Source organism: Prosthecobacter sp. (assembly GCF_044226605.1).
Taxonomy (GTDB): domain Bacteria; phylum Verrucomicrobiota; class Verrucomicrobiia; order Verrucomicrobiales; family Verrucomicrobiaceae; genus Prosthecobacter.
The window spans coordinates 15,938-40,144 of sequence record NZ_JBGAGS010000015.1; the positions used below are offsets into that span (position 1 = coordinate 15,938).

The following is a 24,207-nucleotide window of genomic DNA, read 5'->3' on the forward strand; positions in this document are numbered from 1 at the left end:
GTGAGAACTGACAAGAAGTTATGAGTGAGGGGGCGGTAAATTTCTGGAATCAAAACACCCCCAAGCCAGCGGCTCGTCCGCCCGCCTGAGGGAGCGTGCGCCAGGTCTTCGATGATATCGTGGTCGAGTGGCATTCAATGTTCACCTGATCTTCGCGTCCGGCAGCCCGCTCTTCACGCCTTCATCAAGGGGCATTTTGTCAGTCTTGTCGTCAAGGCCGGTGGCTTTCATGAGCCTGGCCAGCTCGGCCTGGAGTTCTTCGAGCTTGCCCACCATCTCAGGTTTGCCGATGAGGTTTTTGGTTTCTCCCGGGTCGTTTTTCAGATCGTAAAGCTCTGCCATGTGCTTGTCGGCGCTGCCGTCACCGTGCGGATAGTGAATGAACTTCCACCCGTCTGTGCGCACCGCGCGGACATTCGGTGTGTAGGGAAATTGTTTCTCGTAGTTGTAGTGGTAAAACCAGCTCTTGCGCCATGTGGAGTCTCCATCCTGCACCAGTTTCACGAAGGACTTGCCGTGAATGTTCTCCAAGGCCGGCGCTCCGCACAGCGCCAGCAGGCTGGGCGCCACATCCACCGTCAGCACCTGCTGCGGGATCACCTTTGGCTCCTTCGTGAGCTGCGGTGCGCGCACGATCAGCGGAATGCGCAGACTCGGCTCATGGGCCGTGCGTTTGTCCACCATGCCGTCCTCGCCTTCCAGCAGGCCGTTGTCTCCCATGAAGACGATGATGGTGTTGTCCAGCTGCTTGGTTTCCTCCAGCCAGGCGCGCACGCGGGCCACGCTGTCGTCCACACTCAGGACGGTGCCCCAGTAGCCGTGCACCATGTTTTCAAAATCCTTCACAGCCGCCGGGCTGTCGTCCGGGAATTTTTTCCGCCACTCAAACAGCGGGCCGTAAATGCCATGCCAGGTGTACAGGCGTTGTTTGATCCATTCGGGCTTGTCATCCAGCATGAAGGCCGTGGCAGGGTAGGGGACGCGCACATCGTCAAACACATGCTCGTACTTCGGCTCCGGTGTGTAAAAGCTGTGCGGCGCCTTGTGGCCGATGCAGGCGCACCAGGGCTTGTCCGCGCTCTGCTGCTTGAGCCAGTCCATGGCGAGATCCGTCACCACCGTGGTGTAGTAGCCTTTGATGACCTCGCGCTTCCTGCCATTGAGGTTCCACTCCGTGTCGAAGTATTTGCCCTGGCCCTTGTGGGTCACGAAGGTGTCGTATCCGGCACGCGGCTCGTCATTTTCCTCGCCCATGTGATATTTGCCAAAGTAGGCGGTCGCGTAGCCGGCATCGTGCAGCACGGAAGGAAAGCTGCGCAGCGTGGCGGGGTATTCGGTGAAATTATTCGTGACACCATGTGCATGCGCATACAGCCCGCTGAGGATGGAGGCGCGGCTCGGCGAGCACAGGGACGTGGTGCAGAACGTGTTTGCAAACCTCACGCCCTCGTTGGCCAGGCGGTCGATGTTCGGCGTCTTCACATGCTTGGAGCCGTAGCAGCCCAGCGCATCGGGCCGCAGGTCATCGCACAGGATAAAAAGCACATTGGGCCGCGTGGCGGCGTGAGACAGCGTGGCGAGCAGCAGGAAGGCAAGAAGTCGGATCATGGTCGGCATGAGGCAACGAAGACATGCACGCCGCTTTATCAATCACGAAAGGCGGCGCGGTGTGTGGCGTTTTCCTTCACGCCATGACCAACCGCCGCTCCTTCCTCAAACAATCCGCCGCTGCATCCACCAGCGTCTTCTACATTGCCAAAACCTCCTGGGCTCAGAAAAGCCCCGGGGACACCGTCAACGTGGCCGTCATCGGCTTCGGCGGCCGTGGTGGCTCCCACATCAGCGGCTACAACAAGCTCAACAAAGACGGCGCGGGTGTGCGTGTCTCGGCTCTCTGCGATGTGGACAGCAACATTCTCAACAATGGATTGAAGGGCTACGACAACGAAAAGATCAAAGTCCAGGGTTACTCGGACCTTCGCAAGCTGCTGGAAAACAAGGATGTCGATGCAGTGAGCATTGCCACGCCCAATCACTGGCACGCGCTGGCCACCATCTGGGCCGTGCAGGCTGGCAAGGACGTCTACGTGGAGAAGCCCGTCTCCCACTGCGTGTGGGAAGGCCGCCAGATGGTCAAAGCCGCGCGCAAATACGGCAAGATCGTGCAGACCGGCACCCAGTCCCGCTCCAGCCGCAAAGGCATTGGCGAGGGCGTGAAGTATGTGCAGCAGGGAAATCTGGGCAAAATCCTGGTCTCCCGCGGCCTCTGCTACAAGAGCCGTCCCAGCATTGGCAAGTCAGAAGGCGCGCAGCCGATTCCCGAATCCATCGACTACGATCTCTGGTGCGGACCCGGCCCGAAGGGCCCGCTCATGCGCAAGAAGCTCAAGTATGACTGGCACTGGACCTGGGCCTACGGCAATGGCGACCTCGGCAACCAGGGCATTCACCAGATGGACATCGCCCGCTGGTTCCTTGGAGAGATGGAGCTTTCCCCCAGCGTGTGGAGCGTGGGTGGCCGCCTCGGGTATGAAGACGATGGCGAAACCGCCAACACCCAGATCATCTACCACGGCTACGAAAAAGCCCCCCTCATCTTTGAAGTGCGCGGCCTCCCGTCGGCCAAGGGCGGGAAGAACATGGACAAGCTTATGCAGACCAGCAAGGGCGTGAAGTTCCAGCCTCTTCCCGGCAAGGAAGGCAAAGATGGCAAAAGAGAACCTGGTGTCGAAGGCGCAGGCGTCGGTGTCATCGTTGAGTGCGAAGGCGGCACCGTCGTCGTTCCCAGCTACTCCGCCGCCGTCGTCTTTGACAAAGACGGCAAGGAAATGAAAAAGTTTGAAGGCAGCGAAGACCACTTCAAAAACTTCATCGAAGCCTGCCGAAGCCGCAGAGTGGAGGATTTGCATGCCGACATCCTGGAAGGCCACCTCTCCAGCGCCCTCTGCCACACAGGCAACATCAGCTACCGCCTCGGCCAGAAAGACAAGCCGGAGGCCATACTGGAAAAGATCAAGGCCGACAGCCTCGGTGCCGAAAGCTTTGAGCGCATGAAGGAACACCTCGGCAAAAATGAGGTCGACCTCGCCAAGGACATGCTCGCCCTCGGTCCCGTGCTCAAAATGGACAGCAAAACCGAACGCTTCATCGATCAGGACGCCGCCAACGCCATGCTCAAAGACAAGTATCGTCCTCCCTTTGTCGTTCCGGATGAAGTCTAAAGTACGACAGACACTCCTGTCTGTCGATCCGCGCCCCCGCTAGCAAACCCATTCTCACCGCATCACAAACCAAGCCGTGGCAGCCCCCTGCCACGCTTCGGTGTGCATGCCTTGAAGTACGACAGACACTCCTGTCCGTCGATCAGCGCTCCCGCCAGCAGACCCGTTCTCACCTCACCAAAAATCAATCGCATCCGCCGCAGGACCCCGCCAGCACCACTGATCAACCTGCAGACCTCCAATCACCCTCCTCACACCCCGCCCAGCATCTCCCCATACGAAAAATCACACACGTGCATCCGCACACGAACGCGCGCGTCCTCTTGCAACGGGAAATCCGGCAGATGCTTCTGGATGGTGCCGAAAATCTCTTTCCCATTCGGCAGCACTGCATGGCAGGTGCGGGCGCTAAGCACCCGGCGGATGGTGGCCACGGTTTCGATTCGGTCGGCTATTTCCATTACGGTGTCACAGGTATGGCACGGCGTGCCGGAGGTTCGTTGCTGCCGGAGACCTTGCGGTTCCAGTCAATTTTGGCGCTTTGAAACAACGTGCGTGTGGTGATGAGATCCACCGCGCGCTGCAGCACTTTGTCTGAAGGCTTGGGCGAATCTTCCGGCAGAGGCTGACCTGCCGACCGCTTGAGATAAGCGTCCAGCTCGGGGTGTTTGTTGGCCACCAGCGCGGCTTCGTTAAATCGCTGCCTCGGCTTGTCGGTGATCGTGCTTTTCACGTCCTTTTCATCGCTGGCTTCAAAGGCCTGCCGCTTGAAAGTCGTCGGCATGGCGACGGCAAAGTCTGGCTGCAGGCCTTTTTTAAAGACCGAGCTGTCATCCGCCAGCAGCACTTCAGCACGCGCAAAGCGCAGCGACCACTCGGCATCCACCGGCACCGTTTCATAGCGCACCGCGCCGCCGCGTGTGGGAGCACCGATCAAGAGCGCCTGTTTGCGCAGCCGCAGCACCGCCGCCAGCGTTTCCCCCAGATTGTTGGTCTCATCATCCACCAGCACCAGCAGCTGCTGCGCCCACGCCGGCTCCCGCAGGTTCGTTTCGGTCTCGGACACCGCCTGTCCCATCTGCTTCATCTTGAAGAGCACCTCGTTTTTCGGCACAAAGAGGCTCAGCATGTCCGCCGCGTCATTGAAATCTCCCGGCGGCGCAGGTGTCCGCAGATCGAGGATGAGGTAGGCCACCTTCGCGGCCACAAACTCACTCAACTGCTTCTCCATCTCCACCGTCTCACGATGGGTGAACTCACGCGGGCGCAGGTAGCCGATCTGCGGCGTCAGCTTCTCCGCCTGCACTCCCGTCAGCGCTCCGGACTTGGCCTCACTGGTCCGCGGCACCAGCTCCGCACCGAAGTCCAGTCGTGCCAGCAGGCCGGAGAGCGCGGCGCGGTTCAGCACGTCAAAGGTCAGGTCGCTGCTCCGGATGTACTCCTTCTGCAAGATGCGAAACGCCGTCTGAATGCCCGCCTGGCTGATGTCCTTCGTCTCCTTGGCGCCGGCGGCAGACACGGAGGTGGCAAAGGTCAGTGCGAGGGCGAGTCTTCTCATGCGTCGGTCAGATGGAGATGATTGAGAGCATGTACGGGGCCTGCGCCAGCGTTTTGCCACGCGAAATGCTGCGCGATGGCCTGGCTCACGAACTGTTTCGCATTGCTCACGGCATTATCCAGCCCCATTTCTTGCGCCAGCCCGGTCGCGATGGCGGCGGAAAACGTGCAGCCGGTGCCATGCGTGCGCACCCCCGGTGTCCGGGGAGCGGTGTGCCAGGAGATCTCTCCCTCATGGCAGAGAACATCCGCGGCGTCTCCCTTTAGGTGCCCTCCCTTAACCAGAATGGCGGCATCAAACCGGGCGCTCAGATCCCGGGCGCAGGCCTCCATGTCTTCCAGGCTCGCCACCTCCCGTTCCCACAGCACCCGGGCTTCATCCATGTTGGGCGTTATGAGGCTGGCCAGCGGCAGCAGTTCATCGATCAGCGTCCGCACGGCCGCGTCCTCCAGCAGCTTCCCCCCGCTCGTGGCCACCATCACCGGGTCCACCACCAGGGGGATGCGCCCGTGCCCGAGCCGCTGCCAGGTTTCCGCCACCGCATGCACCTGATCCCGCCCCCCGAGCATGCCGGTCTTCGCCGCGGCGATCGGGAACCCGCCAAACAGCACACGCATTTGATCTGCAATGAATTCCGCATCCAGCAGCCGCACTTGGGAGACGAGTCCCGGCGTCTCCGAGACCACGCTCGTCAGCGCGTTCAGCCCATACCCGCCCAGCGCTGCGATCGCCTTCAAATCCGCCTGTACACCCGCTCCGCATGAAGAATCTGAACCTGCAATGGTGAGTACGACGGGGGGGCTGGGCATGGTGGGGGGGACGATGGTACGGCCTCGGTTGCTTTTTGCAAACCCCTCCTTGTGGCATCCGGGGTATGAATTAAACTCCCCCCATGAATTTCGATCCGTTACCAGGACTCACGGTCACGGTGGACAGCATTGCCTACGATCCCACGCGGCCTGCTCCGCCGGACCGGCCGCATCCGTTCGTGTATCACCTGTCCATCCACAACGACTCCCCCGACATCGTGCGCATCTTTGGCCGCAAGTGGATCGTCCGTGACACCGACGGCGACACCATGGTCGTCGAGGGCGATGGCGTCGTCGGCCAGTTCCCCAATCTCTCCCCCGGGGAAACCTTCAGCTACAACTCCTACCACGTCATCAAAACCGAAAGCACCGCCACCGGCTCCTTCTTCGGCACCACCCCCGACGGCCGCCGCGTCTGCACCAAGATTCCCCCCATCGAGATGCATCCGCCGCTGATGGTGTGAACAAAAGATGATCTCTGAATGAAGTTGAAGTCGTTCGTCCGAATCGAAAGCGCACGGCTCATATCTGTCGTTATAGGGCTTCTTCTTGCAGCGGTTCTCTGCGGAATCCTCGAAAAGTTGACCTGGCATCACTCCCTTGGAGTCTCGCGCGTTTTTGACATCGCAGGGTTCGCTCTATTCTGGGCCTCGTACGCGCTTCTGTGGGTGTTGCTTGTCATCGTTCCCTTCAGGCCGCATTCTCATTTTTCGCTTCGTGGCGAGTGCAGCATTCGCGCCTTAAATTTCTTCCTCACGCTCGGTTCTTTGGTGATCGTCCATCTTTACGTGATCTTGATGGCCTTCCACTGACCCGCTTGTGTTAAAGTTCCAAACACCACGTGAGTGCTCCTGACCACCAGACCTTCTCCTACTACGGCCAGTTCATCTCGGAAGCCGGACTGCGGGCTGTCATGCGTGCTCTTGAGCCATGTTCGTGGCGGATCGAGTTGCGGCAGTCAGGCTATGACGGCACCAACTATCTCACCACTCCAAGCGATCAAGACATCGACCTCGACATGGATTCCGGCCAGTCAGGATGCTTTCTTTTCGGTGGCGGATTTGAAGGCTCCAAAGAACGCGCCTTGAAACTTCTAAAAGACTTTTCTCAATGCCTTAGCGCCGGAAATTTCACCCACCGCATTGAGGTTTACGACGAATCCGACAACGAGATTGCACGCTTTCATCACCAGTGGCCAGAGGGACTCACTGACATCGAATTCTTGCGCCAGCCATCCGACTCTAACCGCTGATGCTCTTTATTCAGACTCCGGAACGGTCCGGAATTAGTGTTCCATGAGTGTCCGATTAGTGGTTCCAAATCCGGCCTCCGCATCCGCCTCTGCGTTCTCCAAATCTTTGCGGTGCAAAACTCCGGTGCACCACCACCTCGCTCACTCCTTCTCACACACCACCCGAAACCCCACGCTGTCCAGGTGCACGTTATACGGGTCCGGCCCGCGAAACGAAGCCAGCAGCCGCTTCTCACTGCCCGCTCTGAAAGCTCCACCGCGCACGATCCTAAGCGTGTTGTTCGGCGGATCATACCATCCATTCACCCACTCCCACACGTTCCCGGCGAAGTCATGGAGCCCGTTCGCATCCGCAGGGTAGCTGCCCACCGGCGCAGTGTCGGCATGGCCGTCATCCACCTCCAGCCATTTGGCGTCATAGCTATTGCGATACTTTTTGCCGAAGGCCTCATCGCAGAAGTTGCCCACATCCTTCGTCAGCGGCCCTGTGCCCCAGTGGTGCACACCCGTGCTGGGCGGCTGCTCCTTCGGCGCGATCTTCGGATCTTCCTTCAGCCCCGCCAGCACGCTCCACTCCTCATCCGTCAGCAGCCGATACTTTCGCCCCTCCTTCTTGCCCAGCCATTCACAAAAAGCCTGCGCCTCCGCAAAGCTCACATTGATGGCCGGATGCTCCGGCGTCTGCGGAAAGTCAGGCTTCCTCCACTCCACACCCGTAGCGCTGGCAAAAGGCTGGTAGTCCTTCACCCGCGTCTCATAGCGGCACACCAGCACGCCGCCGATGCTCGCCACGCGCACAAACGGCATCTCCAGGCTGTTCGTAAACGCCGTTTCAATCTTGGCTTTGGCCTCCTGCCCGCTGGCGAAATGCGTCAGCAGCAGGCAGGCAAAGGCAAAAGCGGTGCGCGCGCGGTGCATGAAGTGCTTGCTTACTTCTTCGGGGCAGGGGCTGCCTTCCATTCCCAGTTCTCGCCAAAGAATCCCGCATCGCTGATGCCGCCGGGAGCCTGGCTGGTCTTCGGCTTGTTGAGGTCGATCACCGCCCAGTCCGGCAGCTTGGCCACCTGGCGTGCATTGTTGAGGTAGTCATACTCGCGATAGGTGAAGCTGCTGTTGATCACCACATACTTCGTGGGGTTCAGCGGATTCGGATAAATGAGCACCGGCGCATTCGTGGCGGCGTCATAGGTCTTGCCATTGGCCACCAGCTTGTCCTTGCTCCACTGCACGGGCAGCTTGTCGGCGATCTTTGCCAGCACCGCATTGCTCTGCGGATCTCCCCACAGCACCAGGTTGTTCGCGGCGATGTCTGCATCATTGATGGCCGTGTCATCCTTCGTCGGCGCATCGCCACGGAACTGCCTGCGCCACTCAAACTGCGCGCGCTCCAGCTCCGCCTTCGCCCACGCGTCCACCTTCTCGCTTACTCCAGCCTTCGTCGGCTTCACAAACAGGAACTTGTCCATGAATGCGTCATCGATGGGACCTTCCAGGCCATGCTTCTTGATCAGCTTGCCCTCCCCCTCATTGTCCAGCGACTGCGTCCACTTGCCATTCTTCATCTCGAAATGCACCAGCCAGGAGCGGTCCAGCTTTGGCCGCGTCACTTCCAGCAACTGCCCGTCGATGCTCACCACCGGCTTAAACAGCAGCGGCATCGGGCAATGACCCGAAGGCATGTCCAAAGTGAAGGCGCTGATGTTCTGCAGCTTGATGGTGACCTCAGACGGCCCCGTGATGCGCGCATGAATGCGGCCACGCACCCAGTGCTCCTCCAGCGCGTCCACCTTCACCCAGAACATGTGATTGTAGCGCAGGAACCACGTGGAAAGATGCACCTCCTTCGGCATACGATTCCTTCCAATCGCTGCAATACTCGCCAGCCGCTTCTCGATCTCAATGAGCGAATCCGGATGCATCTTGTGCGCCGTCTGCGGTCCGATGATGTGCAGCAGGTCCACGTTCTCTCCGCGCAGCGCCTTCTCCATCATGTCCGCCGCCTGCTTCTGTTTGTCGATCTCGCCGCTGTAAGCCACCGTCGGGCAGTTTTCCAAATTCAGCGCATTGTCCGTGGCATTGTACCAGTGCCACAGCTTCTGCTGATACCACGGCGCACCGCTCACATCCTCATTCTGAAAGCCGCCGAGAAACTCCGGCGTCTCGGAGAAACCCGCACCCGGGCTGGCCGCGCACCACTTGTCCGCATAGTTCACCGCAAACTGCCAGGCCGCCGCGCCGCCCATGCTGAAACCGCGCACGATCACGCGATCTTCATCCACCGCGTAAAACTTGCTCGCATGATCAATCGCTTCCATCAGGTCAATCTCACCCGCGAATTTGTTCGCGCAGCAGTAGCGTCCATAGGCATGTAGCACCAGCGCACCCTTTGGCGTGATCTGCCCCACCTGCTTGCGGCGCTGATCCAGGAAAGCCAGTTCGCTCAGCGTCTCACCGCGGCCATGGCACCAGATGTCCATGCGCACCGGCGCACCCACATAGCTCTCAGGAATCACCATGCCATAGGGCTGCACCGAGCCATCGATCTTGGACCGATACGCGCGCACCACCAGCCCCTTCTGCTTCGTCCACGGTGTCTGCCCGCCCTTGAACTGCTCCGCGCGCTGCAGGCCTTCCGCCAGCAGTTCATCCGCGCTCTTCAGCTCTCCCAGCTTGTGCACCTCATTGTAGCGCAGCGCCCAGTCCACCGCCTTGTGATAGATCTCGATATCCGGCAGCAGATCCGCCAGCTGCGGATTCTTCGCCTGCGCCTTCGCCGCCTCATCGATAGCCGTGCGCAGTTTGCCCAAGCCCTCCGTGAGTCGGCCGCGATCCGCATCCGGCACCGCCACACCCGGAGGCGGCACGGGACGCACATTCTCGGCGGAGTTATCCTTGGGGCCATCGGCCAGGGCTGCGCTCAGAGCTAGGAAGGGGAGAAAAAGACGCTTCATGGGTTGGAGAAGAAGAGATTGGGCTGCTATTTCTTGCGCTTAGTTTTCGGTTTCTCAGCGCCGATCAGCGGCACATTGTGGATCTCAAACGGCGCGCTCGTGGCGCTGTCAAATTCAGCTGCGGCTTCCAGCCCCGCACGCACGACCTCCTCGGCGGTCTTGCACTGGTCATACGCAGTCTGCATCGCCCCCAGCGCATAATCACGCCCCGAGCCTGCGGCCCAGAACTTATGAAACTGCTGCGCCGAGCGGTACGAGTAGATGGCAAAGATCCCGTGCGGATTCGCCAGCAGTCCGTAGAACTGCGTCGTTTCATACTCCTCCCCTTTGTCCGGCATGGCGGACATGAAGTACTCCACCTTCAGCCAGGCATGCGAATGCCGGAAAGTCTCAAAGATCGCCTCGCAGGAGGAAAAATCCCGCGGCCTTTCCGGATTGGAAAAGTAACTGTTCATCACCACCAGGCTCGCCGAAGTCCCCGTGAGACCGATGTGAGTGTCGCCGATCTTCGTGATCTTCGTCTTATTGACGACATGCTGCGCTTTTTGCCGCAGCGAACCGAGACAGCTGAGCGTATCCGCGCCAATGCAGGCGACGCCATTCTTTTGAGCAACTACGATGGTGGACATGAGGGCGCATGACTAGCGGCTGCCACGCGACAGCGCAAGTGGCGCCCCCGAAGTATCGCCAGTCAAAACGCGGCGTGCATTCGTTATCAGTGAGGCAGATGACGATCGCGATGCCGACGGACGTGGGCATAGGCGCTACTCCGAATGAAGGTGCAATATGTTTGACCCGTGAGCGTTTGTGGATGTCGTTACCCTCGCTTCTAACCTAAAGGTTTTCCTCAGTCGGCTCGATTTCGGGCTGCCGATTAGGCCTGCCGCCGTATCCTTATTCCAGCATGAAACTCATTTCTGCCTTGTTCGCCTTGTTCCTGGCCGCGCCTTTATTGGCCCAGGTGCCCCAATTGATCAGCTACCAAGGCCGCATCGCAGTCGGCACCGCGAACTTCAATGGTTCCGGCCAGTTTAAATTTGCCCTGGTCAATACCGATGGCAGCACCACGTACTGGAGCAATGATGGCACCAGCACCGCAGGCAGCCAGCCCGCGGCTGCAGTCCCGCTCAATGTCACCCAGGGACTCTACTCCGTGCTTCTGGGAAACACCACGCTGCCAAACATGACCACCATCCCGGTGGCTGTGTTTGGCAATGCCGATGTGTGCCTGCGCGTGTGGTTCAGCGATGGTGTGAGCGGCTTTCAGCTCCTCACGCCAGATCAGCGCATTGCTGCCGTGGGCTACGCAATGGTGGCCGCAGGTGTCAGCCTTTCCACCACCACCAGCGCCACCAGCGGTGTCATCCAGCAAAATGGTTTGCCGCTGATTCATACCTTTGGCCCCGGCAGTCTCTTCTCCGGCTTGAACTCCGGGAACTTCACGCAGACCGGTTCCGACAACCTGGCCTCCGGGAACAACACGCTGCCCTCCCTCACCTCGGGAAGCTGGAACATCGCCAGCGGAAATTACTCCCTCTTCAGCAACACCACAGGCAGCAACAACACAGCCGGCGGCTATGAGTCCCTCAAGTTTAATACCACGGCTTCCAACAACACCGCCTTTGGCTTTGACGCCCTGAACAACAACGTCACCGGAAGCCAGAACACCGCCGTGGGGTCCTATGCATTGCAAAACAATCTGGCCAGCAATAACACGGCCGCCGGCTATCAGGCCCTCATTGCCACCACCAGCGGCAATTCCAATACGGCCTTCGGCTGGCAGGCGCTTTCCGCCAATACCACGGGCGGCAGCAACATCGCGCTGGGCAGTCGCGCCGGCCAGAGTCTTACCACCGGAAGCAATAACATCGACATTGGCAACACCGGTGTGGCCGGGGAGTCCGGCACCATCCGCATCGGCACCGGCGGCACCCATTTCCACACCTATCTGACAGGCGTGGTGCATGGCGATGGCTCCGGCCTCACGGGCATTGTTTTGGCCGCGAACAGTGTGACGAGCACCCAGATAGCCTCGGGTGCGGTGGGCAGCACCCAGCTGGCTTCGGGTCTCACCCTGGCGGGTACCACCGCCATTTCAGGAGGTCTCAGTCTCCCGACGACGACGGCCAGCGGCACCGTGGGGGTCATCACCCAGAATGGCAGCAGCCTGCTGCAAACCTTTGGCACCAATAACGTCTTCGCCGGCAAAAACTCAGGGAACTTTACCATGACCGGAGGAGACAATGCCGCACTGGGCTCCAACACCCTCGCCGCCAACACCACAGGACGCAAGAACGTGGCCGTCGGCAGCGGCGCCCTGGATGCCAATACCACCGGACTGGAAAACACGGCAGACGGATTCAATGCCTTGACCACCAACACCACGGGCAATCAAAACACGTCGAGTGGAGCCTACACGCTCTTCAGCAATGACACCGGTGGAGGCAACACCGCCATGGGATACACAGCACTCCAGCTTAACACCACCGGTTCAAGCAACACCGCGATCGGATGGCAGGCGCTCAACAACAACACGACCGGCGGAAACAACATCGCCATGGGCAGGCGCGCAGGCCAGAATCTGACCACAGGGGACAATAACATTCACATCGGTCATTCAGGCGTGGCCGGGGAGTCAAACATCATCCGCCTCGGCGATGGCGTCACGCAGACGGATACCTACCTCACCGGCGTTGTTCATGCCAATGGCTCGGCTTTGACAGGCATCACAGGTGCAAGCCTTGCCAGCGGAGCGGCCGCCTCCAATCTGGCCGCCGACAATCAAAGCGCCGTTGCCAGCGGCGGCGTGGTCATGTCCACAGATTCCAATTCAGACAGCCTCACGGCCGCCGGTTACACCAAGCTTGGCCAGGCCTCCGTCGCCGTGACTGAGTCCTGGGCCGCTACGTCAACGACGGGAGCAGCCGCCGGCAGAGCCTATCACAACGCAGTCTGGACCGGCACTCAGATGATTGTCTGGGGCGGGCAGAACGGCAGTGGCGTCCTGAACACGGGCGGACGCTACAATCCGACAACAAACACCTGGACCGCCACCTCCACGACCAATGCGCCTTTTGCGCGTTATAAACAGCGCGGGGTGTGGACCGGCACCGAGATGATCGTGTGGGGTGGCAATGATGGTGTCTCCGTCCATTACAACACCGGCGGTCGCTACAATCCCACCACCGATGTGTGGGTGGCCACCACAACCACCAATGCTCCGAGTGCCCGCACGCAAAACTCCGCTGTGTGGACCGGCACTGAAATGATCGTCTGGGGTGGGGCGACCAACGGCGGCACGCCTTTGGGCAACGGTGCCCGTTACAATCCCTCCACCGACACCTGGACCGCCATGTCCACGACGGGGGCGCCGTCTGCCCGTACACAGCATGTCGCCGTGTGGACTGGCACTGAAATGATTCTGTGGGGTGGGCAGGCAGCAGGTGGTGTTTATTTGAATGACGGGTTTCGTTACAATCCCACGACGAACAGCTGGAGCTCCATCTCCAGCACCAATGTGCCGGCTGGCCGGGCCCTTCCAGTAGTCGTTTGGACCGGCACTGAAATGATCCTGTGGGGAGGCTACAGCGGAACCTACTGGGGCGATGGTGCCCGCTACAACCCCACTACCAACACCTGGGTGACTCTGCCCACCACCAATGCTCCCAGCGTCCGTGCCAATCACCCTGCTGTGTGGACGGGAGACCGGATGCTTGTCTGGGGCGGCTTTGGCGGCTCGTATCTCTCCACCGGAGCCAGCTACTCGCCCACGTCTGACGCCTGGGTGCCGTTGTCCAGTTCAGGGCTCACTGCGCGTGGCGATAACACGGCGGTATGGTCAGGCACAGAGATGATCCTCTGGGGGGGCAGCCCGGGCAACTACTCCGACGGCGCTCGCTATTCCCCATCCCGAACGCTTTATCTATACCAACGGAATTAACCCACCAGCGCCAAGGCCATGGCTTGGCGGCGGTCTCTACGCCATGACCTGCCCGCGTCGAATTTCGGACCCTCTGAAGATGATGCGGAAACGGAAGACCTTCTTCTTGCGGCAGAAAATCTGACCCGTCTGCAGATCAAAGCGCTCCGGAATTTCAATCCGGTGCAGATCCGCCGTGGCGTGGTAGCCGCGCTCGGAAAAGATGTCGATGAGCATGGCCAGAGCTTCGGGATCGTGGAAAAGCTTGTCCTCCGTGTTGATGTCCGCTCGGCCCGAGATCGCATGACGCACGATGATGGGCATCATCTTGTCCTGGATGAAGGTCACCACCGCCTGCATCAGCTCCGGCTTCTCCACCTTGTAGCTGTCCAGCCGTCGCACCAGATCCTGACGCGCATGCCGCACGATCTCGCTCGCCAGCGGCAGATCGCGGAGCTGGTCAAACGTGCGCGGATCGAGTTCGAGCGAGCTTTGGTACTCCAGCTCGCGGATGATGTTGTCCTGCACCTGCGCCAGCGGGGCCTGCGCATTGATGAAGTGATAATGGAAAATCTCCTTCAGCGAGACCAGCGCATCGTACGTTTTCTCTTTGAAGACCTTGTAGCGGTTGCGCGCTAGTGCGGGATTGAAGTCCGTGTTCCGCTCCTCCCAGAGCTCTCCCAGGCCTGAACTGCGCACTTCCTCATTGTGCTCCAGTACTTCGCGCCCGCGCTTGAGCTGGCGGGCGATGCTTTCCGCCTCGTCCACAAACAACACCATGATGTGGAAAATGGGCTGCTTGAAATGCGCGGCGTCCGGCGTCTCTGAAAAGTCACGGCGCAGTCGGATCATTTCATCAAACAACATCTTGAGGCACTCCACCTGCACCTTGGTGCGGGGAAATCCGTCCAGGATCGCGCCGTTCTGCTGCTCGGGCTCCAGCAGCTTGCGAATGAGGATTCCCACCACCTCGCGGTCGCCCACCATGCCGCCTTGCGACTTGAGCTTCTGCGCCTCCGGGCTGTCCAGCAGTGCACTGACCACGATCGGCTCCGCGGTGATGCCACGCACGCGGCGAATGAAGTCTGTGTTCGTGCCCTTGCCCGCGCCAGGCGCCCCGCCCAGCAGGATCAGCTCCTTGGGAAACCGCAGGTTCTCACGGCCATAGTCAGCCTCCAGCTGCTTCCAGACGTGGTTAAAAATCAGCTGGGCATCTTTGATTTCCAAATCCGCCGGAGCGGCGGGTTTGGTGGCGGGATCTTGTTGAGAAGGCTGCATTCGGGGTTGACCGCCTATCGGCGACTTCACGCGGGTCTGTCAAACATCCTTTAGCCCTTCAACGTCATCAGATAGGCCAGCAAATCCGCTACCTGCTGATCTTGCAGGGCGTCGAGCAACCCCTCGGGCATTAGGGAGCGCCGAATGAACTTGGTGCTGCGAATCTCCTTTTTCTCCAGCCTCCGGTCTGGCAGCCCGGGCTGGCGGATGACAGTGGCGTCCTTGTCCTCGCTGACAAAAAAGGCATCGATCAGGTCGCCGTTTTTCATTTCCACACGGTAGATGCGGTAGCCCGGCTCCATCGCAGCGTTCGGCGTCAGAATGTTGCGCAGCACCGCCTCCAGCCCCATCGCGCCAGCGCCACTGAGGTTCGGGCCGATCTGCCCGCCTGCATTGCCAATCTGGTGGCAGGCCATGCACAGCGCACTCAGCGCTTTGCCATTGGCCGCATTGCCCTTCGGCGCCAGCGCGGTGAAGCGCTCAAATTTCGCATCCAGCGCTTTTGCCTGTTCTTCAGTAAGCAGCGGCGGCGTGTCGATTGTCTTGGCAATCCGCGCACCTTTGCCATACGCGTTCTTCAGTTCCGCCTTGAGCTTTTCTGCGGATGAGAAGACCAGAGAGGCGCCGGCCGTGTTCGGTACCACAATGCGGTCAAAGTTCGCGCGGATCTCCTGTGCGGTGCGTTCGCGGTTCCACACGCGGAACTCCGTCATTACTCCCTCGGTCCCTCCTTTGGGGCCGCTCCAGCCGATGCGGCAGTTCTCCCATTTCAGCGGCGCGGGCTTGCTGGCGGTGGCATCGAGTTCACCGTTTTGGTAAATGCGGCAGATGCCCTGCGCATCGCGCGTCACGGCGATGTGCGTCCACAGGTCCGGCGTCATGGGTTTGGTGGCGACGACCACGTCATGCAATTGAGGACCGCCAAACACACGAAACTTCGACTGGAAGAAATTCATTTCGCACCCTCCAGGCACGCCGAGAAGATCGTCCTGATTGCCAATTCCAGGCGCAAGCCGCACCCACGTCTCCACCGTGTAAGGTCCGTCGAGTGTGATCTTGGAGTCCACCCAGGCCGTCTCCTCGCCATCCAGCAGCAGCACCTCGCGGAAAACTCCCCCCAGTTGCTGCTGCAGCTTTTCCAATGCGGGATCAGCGCCCAGCACCGTGGCAAGCCGCTCGACCGTGGGGCCATCGAGATCCGCCTGCGGCAGTGACTTGTCGAGCAATGCGCCAACGATGGCTTTAGCACCGGTCTTGGAGCTGGACAGAATACTTAAGGTCGGACGTCGTACGGCAGGCTCGATGGAGCTGTAAATCTGCAGATACTGCCCCGGTGCCTTCGGATTCTTCGACGAAGCCAGAGCCACAATCGCACTGACGCTAATCTGATTATAAGGCGCCTTTGTCAGCGCGAGAAAGAGGTCGCTGGCATCACTCTTCATCTCCGCCAGCGCTGCGAGCGCAAAGCCAATGCTGTCCGGTTCGGATCCTAGGAGGGCAGTGGCATCATCCATCGGAAGCCTCATATCCTTGAGGCCGTTTTTGTCGGCCGTCTCTTTCAATGCTGCAACGAGTTCGGCCTCCACTTCGGCCAGATTGAAGCGGCTGATCAGTTGCAGTGCGTCCTTGAACGCATCCTGGTCACGCACCCGGAGGCGAATCACAGTGCGCGCAGAAGTCTGGATCGCGGCATCCTTTGAGAACGTGGTCGCCTTCAGCAACGCTCTCGCCGCATCCTTGAGAAAGGGCGCGATCTTCGCCGGCTCAAGTTTGGTGCTGTGAGCCAGCAGCTTTTCAACGACGGCAGCCCGTGACTTCGGATTCGCCAGCAAGGCCTTGAGCGCATCGCCACATCCCGCTTCATCCGGGAATTGAGCGAGCCTCAGCAGCTCCTCATCATTCGGCGCACGGTCAAGCTGTGGCAGCAGCTTTGCCACACGTGAGGCGCTGGCCTTTGGCTCAAGCGCAAGCGAGGCCAGCACCCCCGCCTCGACGGGAAGTTTCGCCGCAGCGTCCGAATCCAGAAACTTCGCCACGACATCAGGCTGCCTTTCCAAAAACAGGCGCACAAGGAATCGCTCAAACTCACGATCATACGCCTCCCGCACCGGGATCTGCTTGGCGCCGCGCGAACTTTGGCCAAGAGGACCGGGAAGGGAGGGCTTGGCGTAGGAAAGGAGCTCGCCGATGTTTTCAATGGACAGGCTTCGCCCAAGCATGCGAAGCCGGACGCTCTCAGCAGGGAAGGCGTATTCAGAAGATGCCCAGTGAGTGGCGGGAAGCGCCTTGCGATCCACCAGCGTCTGCCAGGCAAGATGCCTCCTGCCGATAGGGCCGTCTTTGAGAGATGTGCTAAGTTCATCGCTGCCGAGATTCGTGAAGTCTGGGACTTCGCCTTTCGCACCCTTCGGTTTCACCCGCCAGATTCTCCCCCGCGTTTTATCCCGGTCCGGATGCGCACGCGGCACCTCATTGTGGGAGATGATCTTGTTGTACCAATCGACGATGTAAATGCAGCCATCCGGTCCATTCGTCAGCCCAACTGGCCGGAAAAACGGATCGTCGCAGGTGAGGAGATCCGTGAGCTGTTCGAGCTTCCAGTACGCCCCATCGCGATGCATTCCAATAGTCTGCACCTTCGAGATAATCGGATTCGCCACCGCCATGGTCAGGTCCGGCTTTTGTATGGTAGTACCGGCTTTAGCCGGCTCCGGAGATCCCGGCACCACACCACCCTCCATCAGCGCCAGCCCGCTCAGCCCCGTGCCTCCCATGCGAAACTCAGCCGCAGGCGGAAAGTCCGGCTGGTAGCTCTTCTTCAGGGCCTCCATGCCACCGGGATAGTAGGCATACTCATGGAAGGGCATGATGGGGTAGCCGTAATCGTTCGCCTCCTGGATGAAGGTCTCACCTTCGCCTGTCATCACCAAGCCCCAGATGTTGTTTGGCCCCACGCTCGTCATCTCAAACTCGCTGCCATCCGGGCGCATGCGCGCCATGCCGCACTTCGGATAATCCACCACCACATCGCTCCCCGGCTTGTGCACCTTGCTGTTGTTGAAAAGTCCCTGCGCCATCCAGATCCAGCCGCCCGGCGCACGGGTAAACTGATGCGGAAACAAATGCGAATCCTGCACACCGAAGCCCGTCAGGATGACTTCACGCTGGTCCGCCTTGCCATCGTTGTTCGTGTCCTTCATCAGCAGCAGATCATGCCCGTGGAGCACGTAGCAGCTGTCTCCATTGCCCCAGGGAAGAATGCCCAGCGGGATCGCCAGTCCGTCGGCAAACACCGTCGGATTGGTGAGTCCACCCGCGGGAATCGGCGCATTCACCGACTCCCGCGGATAGACGAGCACCTTGTCCTTGCCCCGGGCCGCATACACGGCCTCCGCGGCGGCGGGGTTCTCATTCGCATCCACCGGATATTCAAAGGCGGTCTGCGTCCACATTCGCCCTCGCTGATCGAAGTAAACGCTGACGAATTTGCCCACGCCATCGCTCTCCTGCACCACGAGCTCAATCTCATAGCCATCGGCCACATGAAATTTCTTCAGCTGCTCCTGTGCCGTGAGCGCGCTGCCCTGCACGTTGTTGTAGCTGATGTCGCGCTTCGTGGGTGCAGCGGCATCAGCCTGTGGCTTGGCTGGCGGAGCCACCAGCTTGCGCGCGGCATCCACTCCGCCCAGCTTCTCCCAGGTTGGCGCATCGGGCGTCGGCGGCAGTTCTTCGATCGTCACGTCTTTCACCTGCACCAGGCAAACACCCCCGCTGTGCACCTGCGGCCCGATCAGCCCGTCCAGCGCGATGTTCTTGTCCGTCTCGGTGTAGTCAATGCACAGCACGCCATTGATCCACGTCTGAATGCGCGGCCCCTCTGCGCGAATGCGGTACTCATTCCAGCCAAAAACATCCACCGCCTTGTCCAGCGCAGCCTGCTGCTCCGGCGTGGGAGCCCAGATAACCTTGTTGCGGCGGAACTCATCGTAAATCTTGCCAAACCAGCCCGCTCCGCAGTCCACCTGGTAGCCGGTCATGTGAGCACCGCCTGGCACGCGCAGGCTGCGGATCTGAATGCCGCTGTTGAGCATGCCAGTTTTGGGATCGCCGCTGACCTTGATCTTGAGCTTCAGCTCAAAGTTCGCGTAGTTCTTCTTGGTGCAGATGAAATGGTTCTCCTTGATCTTCTCCGTGGTGGAGCCGCCGGTGATCATGCCATCCTCCACCCGCCAGATTTTCGGATCAAAGTCCCAGCCGTCGAGGGTTTTGCCATCAAAGAGAGAAACCGGCTCCGCATGGAGTGCGGTGGCGAGGAGGAGCAGGGAGAGGATGCGCTTCATGGTTGGAAGGAATTACGGGTGGATAATCGCAGGCTAGCAGGATGGCATGCACGGTGTCATGCCCGAAATGCACCTCCAGGATCAGTCGGGAGTTCACTCCGGGGTCACGAAACCAAAATTCATCGTCGAAGGAGACTCCTACTCGAACTCGTCCTCGCTCAAGCCGCACCCCAAACCCACAGCTCCTTCAAAGCTTCTCTGTCAGGATGTATCGAATGCAAAGGTCGGTCACGCCGCCACATGACATCCCGCCTTCCGTGCCTACTGTCCCTCCCCATGAGTCTCCGCCTGCTCCACCTCTGCGTCCTTCTCCCGCTCCTGCCCATCCACGCAGAACTCCCTCCTCTCAAAGACGGCGCGGTCCTCGCGCTCGATGAGGATTGGTCCGCAGGCATCGACTCCTCCAAATGGTACGTCATGCGCCGCTACTGGGGCAATGGCCACCACGGTGTCGTGCCTGAAAACGTATGCGTGCAGGAAGAATCCGCCGCCGACGGCACCAAGCACAAAGTCCTCGTCTGCGAAGCCCATGGCGAGAAATACGGCGGCCCCGTCAAAGGCCTGTGGAATCGCGGCGATCGCGTGGGCGGCGTCATCGTCAGCAAGGCCTTCTTTGCCTCCGGTCGCTACGAAGTTTCCATGCGCGTCGGTGGCACGGAAAAGCGCGAAGACGGTCCGGCAGATCCCGCCCGCCCCATCGGCACCATTCCAGCCATCTGGGTCTTTGCGGGTTGGAACACACGTGTCAAATCCGAGCTGTCAGACGGCTATGTGAAGGAGAACCCACTCTACCAGCCCTATTTACAGGAATACGGGCGCGGCAATGCCTACTACTGGTCCGAGCTCGACTTCTGCGAACTCGGCAAAAAAGGCGACTTTGACCACGGCCTCTACAACACCTTCCTCCACAAGAAGACCGACAGCCGCGTGCTCCCAGTGCAGGTGGCCGACGGCAAATTCCACACCTACACCACCGAATGGCGCACCACGCTCGTGGAGCTGAAAGACCTCCGCGACGACCAGGTCCTCGAACACGAAGGCCGCTTCTGGGTGCGCGATCTCAAATATCCTTTCTCCAGCTATTGGGGCAACTGCTTGAAGAAGCTCGGCCCCAATCGCTACGCCGTGCATCAGGGCCTGGTCGCAAAGCATTGGATCGATGGCAAGCTCATCGGCGAAAACACCAAATTTGTCCCATGCATCGCCGCCCAGCTCAGCCTTGGCGTATGGCTGCCCGATTGGGCCGGTCCGGCTCCTTGGAAAGTCTCAGCAGTCACCTTCGGCCCCGTGCGCATTTGGCAATACGACGACGAGGGCGATGTGAAAGGTTTGCTCTCAAACAACCAGCCCGACAACATCGGCAAGGACGGTGATCTGATGAAAGTGAACCCATGAGTGCGACCAAAGACCTCACCGAAACAACGCTCGACGGCCCGCGCACCCGGCGCTGGGTGGTGGAGGCGCGGGAGTGCGTGGAGATGACGACACACCGCATCGCACGCTTTGGCATGGATGAGGCACTGCCACCCTACCGCCGCGTGCGGATGAGCCCGCAGGGCAGCTTCGTTCTGGCCTGCGTCAGCGGCGAAGGCTCGATCCTTCTCGATGGCCGCTGGCAGCGCGTGAAGCCCGGCATGGTCTGCCTGGCCCCGCCGCGCGTGCTGAACGCCTTTGAGGCATGCGGCCGCGAGCGCTGGTGCTTCGCTTGGGTGCGTTACGATGAGCCGAGCTTTGTCACACCGGTGGTCGGTGCGTCTTCACCGGTCATGCCCACGGCGCATGCCGATGAAATCGCGCGCATCATTTCCGGCGCGCGCGCCGAATGGGAAGGGGAGCGCGAGCCGCGCCTGCTGCATCACTGGCTGGAGCTGCTGCATGCCACCATCCGCCGCATCGCGCAGCCCTGGCGCAGCCGCGAGCCACGCGTGGCAAAACTTTGGGCGGATGTTGAGAAAGACCTGATGCGCGACTGGACGCTCGCCGAACTCGCGCACCGCAGCCACTGCAGCCCGGAGCACCTGCGCCGCCTGTGCATGCGGGAGCTGGGCCGCAGCCCCATGCAGCACCTCACCTGCCTGCGCATGGAGCAGGCACGCCGCTTTCTGGAGGCCGGCAACGACAAGCTGGAAGTCGTGGCTGCCAATGTGGGCTACGCCAATGCCGCCATCTTCTCGCGTGTGTTCAGGCGTTGGGTCGGAGTGGCTCCGGGCGAATATCGCGGCGTTGCGCGTTGAACACTTGCTTGCCAGTTTTAAATTTACCTCCTAGTCTGCATTCTTTTTATGCAAACCGACTTGGCAGAAAGCATCCGCAGCAACCTGCTCACCCAGGCGCTGATCGTCGTGCTCTGTGTCTCCTTTTCGAGCAGCCGTCATCAGCAGACAAACGACATGGTGGACCTGGAGAAGCTCTACGTCACGCACCGCCTGCTGACCGCCACCACCGGAGATGTGCGCCATGACGACAGCGAGTTCGATGAATCCGTTTCGGACAAACTCGCCGCGGACATGGAGCGCGGATTCACCATGGGAGCCACGGCTTTGGAGGTGGATTCTCTCGCGGTATTTTTGTCCAAGACAAAGGCGGATTATGATCCGCCGGTGCATCGTCTGTCGCTGCCCAGCGGCGGCTGGCTCAGGTTTCGCGCCAGTCATCACTCGTTCAAAGAGCTGGCTCCGCCGCCTGCCGGCAGTGTTGTCCCACTCTATGAGATCACCATCCTCGTCGGGGAGAATTCAGATCTGCACCGCAGGAAACCCTATGCCATCAAACTGACAAACGCAGAGAAAAGCAGGCACCCTGCGTCTGGCAAAGCCGCGTGGGAGATCATGCCGGTGCGAGCGGAGGCGGATCATCATGACGAGCCCTTCAGCGCCACAGACATCGAAAACCGCATCCGCCTGAAAGCCCAGGCCTGGACGCAGGCCACGGATTCCGTGGGCAGCCTCTACGCCGCCTGCCGCTATGCTTATGAAAACGAGCAGATCACCATTCCCATGGTGAACGTGAGCCTCTCAGCAAGCCTGGCGCTCGCCGCGCTTGCGCTGGTCTCCACAGCGCTGAGCGCGCATGCCTCCCATGAGTGTCGCAAGGCCCACGTCTCACAGGGAGACGAAGAAGGCAGCAGCCTGATCATCCTGCGTCCCGTCGGTGGCACTGTGCCGCCCGGTTGGTGGCATCACGTGGTGGCGCAGGCGGAGGTCTTCTTTGTGCAGCCCCCCTACTGGGCCGGGCTGCTCGCCCCGGTCATCTGCTCCCTGCTGCTTGGCCTCATTCATCGGGATGTGGAGTTCTGGTGGCTGGGCTGGCTGTTGCTGCCCTTCGCGCTGGCCTATTCCACCTTGCTAGGCAAGCGGATCGTCGGTTCTTCGTGGAAGCATCATTGAGAAAGGTGCTTTCCGCGGGCTTGCCAGTTCGCTTTTCTCTCATTGACGCGCCCGCCCGGCATTCATTACATAGTCACCATGTGGCGCTCATTTTTTGGCATCGGAATCTTGCTGACATCATTCCTTGCCGCAGAGGAACCCACACCATTGCGTCTCGTCGCCGATCTGAATCCGGGCCGTGAAAGCGCCGGTTACTTTGACTTCTTTGTGTGGGGAGATCACGTCTGGTTTGTCTCAGGACATGATGAGGGCGGCAAATCGGTGGCCGCGCTCTATCGTTCAGACGGCAGTACGGCAGGCACGCAACGCATCAAGGATATTCCCTGGCAGGAGCGCGGCTCGCGTTTCGACAATCCTTTCGTGTTTGAAGACCGCCTCTATTTCCAGGGGCCGAATGCGGGACTCGGAAAAGGCAGCCGCGTGTGGGTCACGGATGGCACCGAGGCCGGCACACGCCCCATCTCCGAAGATGGCAAGGATGTGTGCGATATCTACAAACCCTTCCTCATCGGAGACCGTTTGGTCCTCTCCCTCCACGGCGACTACGAAGGTCATGGCCTCGTGGCGCTCAATCTCCACACCGGCAAGACCGAAACCATCGCCGTCCCGTTTGATGGCTGGGAGGACTACACGGATGGCGCTATGCTGAAGGGAGCCATGCTCAAGCTGGACCTCGATGGCAAAGCCTTCTGGAGCATCGATGGCACCCGCGCCGGAACGAAGAAGCTGAAGCTCAAGGGCTTGCCGCACTTTGAAAACGACGACGGTTTTCATCAGCTTCTTTCTCTGCCAAACGGAGTGCTGATAATTCCAAATGGAAGCAAACGCCCCATCGAGTTTTGGCATACCGATGGGAAATCCGTGGCCAAACTCGCGGCCTTCGAATGGTCCATGCCGGCGCTTCCTTTCCACTGGATCGGCCGAGTGGGGGATCGTGCTCTTCTTCTGGCAGAGGATATGACGCGGGGCTGTGCCTTGTGGACCAGCGACGGCACGGCGGCAGGCACCGCGGCCATCTGGGAGAGCGATCCCTACAAAGGCGCTCCCTTCTCTCAGCACCAAGACCGTCGCGCGACACCTGTGCTCGCGCGGGACCGGCTCTACTTCACCATGGATGACGGCGTGCATGGGATGGAGCTTTGGGTGACCGACGGCACCAAGAGCGGCACCCACCTCGTCACGGACATCGCCCTCGGCGATGAAGATGCGGATATCTTCGACCTTTTCCCGCTGGCCGATGGCCGCGCGCTGGCTCAGCGCAAAAATGCCAAGTCCGGCACCGACCTGTGGATCACGGACGGCACGGAGGACGGCAGCCTGAGGCTGGCCACCTTCAATCGCTCAACCAATGTCGAGGCCGTGCTCGGCGGCACGATTCTCGTTGTTTCGGAAAGCGACCAGTTTGGCCGCGAACTGCACGCACTGGACGTGCCCGCGCTCATGCCCGCTGGTGGCAGCGAAGCTCCCCCAAGGTGAGTTTCGCAGAGCTGCGC

General features: G+C 60.3%; 17 protein-coding genes. 8 read left to right on the forward strand and 9 right to left on the reverse strand.

The genetic code is table 11. The annotated features are described in order from the left end of the window. Nucleotides 1-141: 141 nt before the first annotated feature. The gene (locus ACILSO_RS20665; RefSeq protein WP_395739351.1) at nt 142-1,608 is read right to left on the reverse strand and encodes a sulfatase; all 1,467 of its coding nucleotides are present in this window, start codon (nt 1,606-1,608) and stop codon (nt 142-144) included. A gap of 83 nt (nt 1,609-1,691) precedes the next feature. Between ACILSO_RS20665 and ACILSO_RS20670 the strand changes: the two genes are divergently transcribed. After that, on the forward strand, nt 1,692-3,221 hold the full coding sequence (locus ACILSO_RS20670; protein WP_395739352.1) for a Gfo/Idh/MocA family oxidoreductase: 1,530 nt from the start codon (nt 1,692-1,694) through the stop codon (nt 3,219-3,221). Nucleotides 3,222-3,472: 251 nt separating this feature from the next. On the opposite strand, the gene ACILSO_RS20675 is transcribed toward ACILSO_RS20670, so the two are convergent. The 3 genes from ACILSO_RS20675 to thiD form a co-directional block, all read right to left on the reverse strand. Further along, the gene (locus ACILSO_RS20675) at nt 3,473-3,655 is read right to left on the reverse strand and encodes a hypothetical protein (protein ID WP_395739353.1); all 183 of its coding nucleotides are present in this window, start codon (nt 3,653-3,655) and stop codon (nt 3,473-3,475) included. A 26-nt stretch (nt 3,656-3,681) separates the two neighbouring features. Further along, nucleotides 3,682-4,527 (reverse strand): S41 family peptidase, encoded by an 846-nt coding sequence (locus tag ACILSO_RS20680; RefSeq protein ID WP_395739495.1) that lies wholly within the window; start codon nt 4,525-4,527, stop codon nt 3,682-3,684. 248 nt (nt 4,528-4,775) lie between these two features. After that, nucleotides 4,776-5,588: a bifunctional hydroxymethylpyrimidine kinase/phosphomethylpyrimidine kinase gene (gene thiD / locus ACILSO_RS20685; protein WP_395739354.1), complete on the reverse strand. Its 813-nt coding sequence runs from the start codon at nt 5,586-5,588 to the stop codon at nt 4,776-4,778. An 83-nt stretch (nt 5,589-5,671) separates the two neighbouring features. On the opposite strand from thiD, the gene ACILSO_RS20690 reads away from it, so the two are divergent. Together ACILSO_RS20690 and ACILSO_RS20695 are read left to right on the forward strand one after the other, a co-directional pair. After that, nucleotides 5,672-6,052, forward strand: coding sequence for an ApaG domain (locus ACILSO_RS20690; protein ID WP_395739355.1), 381 nt, complete (start codon nt 5,672-5,674; stop codon nt 6,050-6,052). 377 nt (nt 6,053-6,429) lie between these two features. Further along, complete coding sequence (locus tag ACILSO_RS20695) at nt 6,430-6,840, forward strand: hypothetical protein (protein WP_395739356.1); 411 nt, start codon at nt 6,430-6,432, stop codon at nt 6,838-6,840. Nucleotides 6,841-6,981: 141 nt separating this feature from the next. On the opposite strand, the gene ACILSO_RS20700 is transcribed toward ACILSO_RS20695, so the two are convergent. From ACILSO_RS20700 to ACILSO_RS20710, 3 genes are read right to left on the reverse strand one after another with little or no spacing between them, the layout of a single operon-like run. Continuing rightward, nucleotides 6,982-7,758, reverse strand: coding sequence for a formylglycine-generating enzyme family protein (locus ACILSO_RS20700; RefSeq protein ID WP_395739357.1), 777 nt, complete (start codon nt 7,756-7,758; stop codon nt 6,982-6,984). Nucleotides 7,759-7,769: 11 nt separating this feature from the next. Continuing rightward, nucleotides 7,770-9,791 carry a prolyl oligopeptidase family serine peptidase gene (locus tag ACILSO_RS20705; RefSeq protein ID WP_395739358.1) on the reverse strand — a complete coding sequence of 674 codons (2,022 nt, stop codon included), beginning with the start codon at nt 9,789-9,791 and terminating at the stop codon, nt 7,770-7,772. Between the two features lie 26 nt (nt 9,792-9,817). Further along, on the reverse strand, nt 9,818-10,420 hold the full coding sequence (locus ACILSO_RS20710; protein ID WP_395739359.1) for an MFS transporter: 603 nt from the start codon (nt 10,418-10,420) through the stop codon (nt 9,818-9,820). A gap of 275 nt (nt 10,421-10,695) precedes the next feature. Between ACILSO_RS20710 and ACILSO_RS20715 the strand changes: the two genes are divergently transcribed. Further along, nucleotides 10,696-13,731 (forward strand): kelch repeat-containing protein, encoded by a 3,036-nt coding sequence (locus ACILSO_RS20715; protein WP_395739360.1) that lies wholly within the window; start codon nt 10,696-10,698, stop codon nt 13,729-13,731. A 36-nt stretch (nt 13,732-13,767) separates the two neighbouring features. Here ACILSO_RS20715 and ACILSO_RS20720 read toward each other — a convergent pair whose 3' ends face one another. Both ACILSO_RS20720 and ACILSO_RS20725 read right to left on the reverse strand, forming a co-directional pair. Beyond that, entirely contained in the window at nt 13,768-14,988 is a 1,221-nt protein-coding gene (locus tag ACILSO_RS20720) for a nucleoside monophosphate kinase (RefSeq protein ID WP_395739361.1), read from the reverse strand. A 50-nt stretch (nt 14,989-15,038) separates the two neighbouring features. After that, nucleotides 15,039-19,328 (reverse strand): PVC-type heme-binding CxxCH protein, encoded by a 4,290-nt coding sequence (locus ACILSO_RS20725; RefSeq protein ID WP_395739362.1) that lies wholly within the window; start codon nt 19,326-19,328, stop codon nt 15,039-15,041. A gap of 276 nt (nt 19,329-19,604) precedes the next feature. Here ACILSO_RS20725 and ACILSO_RS20730 point away from each other — a divergent pair, with 276 nt between their 5' ends. The 4 genes from ACILSO_RS20730 (at nt 19,605) to ACILSO_RS20745 (ending at nt 24,190) form a co-directional block, all read left to right on the forward strand. Beyond that, a complete protein-coding gene (locus ACILSO_RS20730) occupies nt 19,605-20,723 on the forward strand; it encodes a hypothetical protein (RefSeq protein WP_395739363.1) in 1,119 nt (372 codons plus the stop codon). Continuing rightward, nucleotides 20,720-21,562 carry an AraC family transcriptional regulator gene (locus ACILSO_RS20735; RefSeq protein WP_395739364.1) on the forward strand — a complete coding sequence of 281 codons (843 nt, stop codon included), beginning with the start codon at nt 20,720-20,722 and terminating at the stop codon, nt 21,560-21,562. The genes ACILSO_RS20730 and ACILSO_RS20735 overlap by 4 nt, the downstream gene beginning before the upstream one ends. A gap of 48 nt (nt 21,563-21,610) precedes the next feature. Next, nucleotides 21,611-22,714, forward strand: a complete 1,104-nt coding sequence (locus tag ACILSO_RS20740; protein WP_395739365.1) for a hypothetical protein — start codon at nt 21,611-21,613, stop codon at nt 22,712-22,714. A 78-nt stretch (nt 22,715-22,792) separates the two neighbouring features. Next, nucleotides 22,793-24,190, forward strand: a complete 1,398-nt coding sequence (locus ACILSO_RS20745; RefSeq protein ID WP_395739366.1) for a hypothetical protein — start codon at nt 22,793-22,795, stop codon at nt 24,188-24,190. Nucleotides 24,191-24,207: the final 17 nt, after the last annotated feature.

What these genes read in the sequence shown, in the direction of transcription:
- thiD (WP_395739354.1), bottom strand. Translation starts at nt 5,588, where the DNA reads ATGCCCAGCCCCCCCGTCGTACTCACCATTGCAGGTTCAGATTCTTCA.
- ACILSO_RS20710 (WP_395739359.1), bottom strand. Translation starts at nt 10,420, where the DNA reads ATGTCCACCATCGTAGTTGCTCAAAAGAATGGCGTCGCCTGCATTGGC.
- ACILSO_RS20745 (WP_395739366.1), top strand. Translation starts at nt 22,793, where the DNA reads ATGTGGCGCTCATTTTTTGGCATCGGAATCTTGCTGACATCATTCCTT.
- ACILSO_RS20665 (WP_395739351.1), bottom strand. Translation starts at nt 1,608, where the DNA reads ATGATCCGACTTCTTGCCTTCCTGCTGCTCGCCACGCTGTCTCACGCC.
- ACILSO_RS20730 (WP_395739363.1), top strand. Translation starts at nt 19,605, where the DNA reads ATGAGTCTCCGCCTGCTCCACCTCTGCGTCCTTCTCCCGCTCCTGCCC.
- ACILSO_RS20690 (WP_395739355.1), top strand. Translation starts at nt 5,672, where the DNA reads ATGAATTTCGATCCGTTACCAGGACTCACGGTCACGGTGGACAGCATT.
- ACILSO_RS20720 (WP_395739361.1), bottom strand. Translation starts at nt 14,988, where the DNA reads ATGCAGCCTTCTCAACAAGATCCCGCCACCAAACCCGCCGCTCCGGCG.
- ACILSO_RS20705 (WP_395739358.1), bottom strand. Translation starts at nt 9,791, where the DNA reads ATGAAGCGTCTTTTTCTCCCCTTCCTAGCTCTGAGCGCAGCCCTGGCC.
- ACILSO_RS20670 (WP_395739352.1), top strand. Translation starts at nt 1,692, where the DNA reads ATGACCAACCGCCGCTCCTTCCTCAAACAATCCGCCGCTGCATCCACC.
- ACILSO_RS20740 (WP_395739365.1), top strand. Translation starts at nt 21,611, where the DNA reads ATGCAAACCGACTTGGCAGAAAGCATCCGCAGCAACCTGCTCACCCAG.
- ACILSO_RS20735 (WP_395739364.1), top strand. Translation starts at nt 20,720, where the DNA reads ATGAGTGCGACCAAAGACCTCACCGAAACAACGCTCGACGGCCCGCGC.
- ACILSO_RS20725 (WP_395739362.1), bottom strand. Translation starts at nt 19,328, where the DNA reads ATGAAGCGCATCCTCTCCCTGCTCCTCCTCGCCACCGCACTCCATGCG.
- ACILSO_RS20700 (WP_395739357.1), bottom strand. Translation starts at nt 7,758, where the DNA reads ATGCACCGCGCGCGCACCGCTTTTGCCTTTGCCTGCCTGCTGCTGACG.
- ACILSO_RS20715 (WP_395739360.1), top strand. Translation starts at nt 10,696, where the DNA reads ATGAAACTCATTTCTGCCTTGTTCGCCTTGTTCCTGGCCGCGCCTTTA.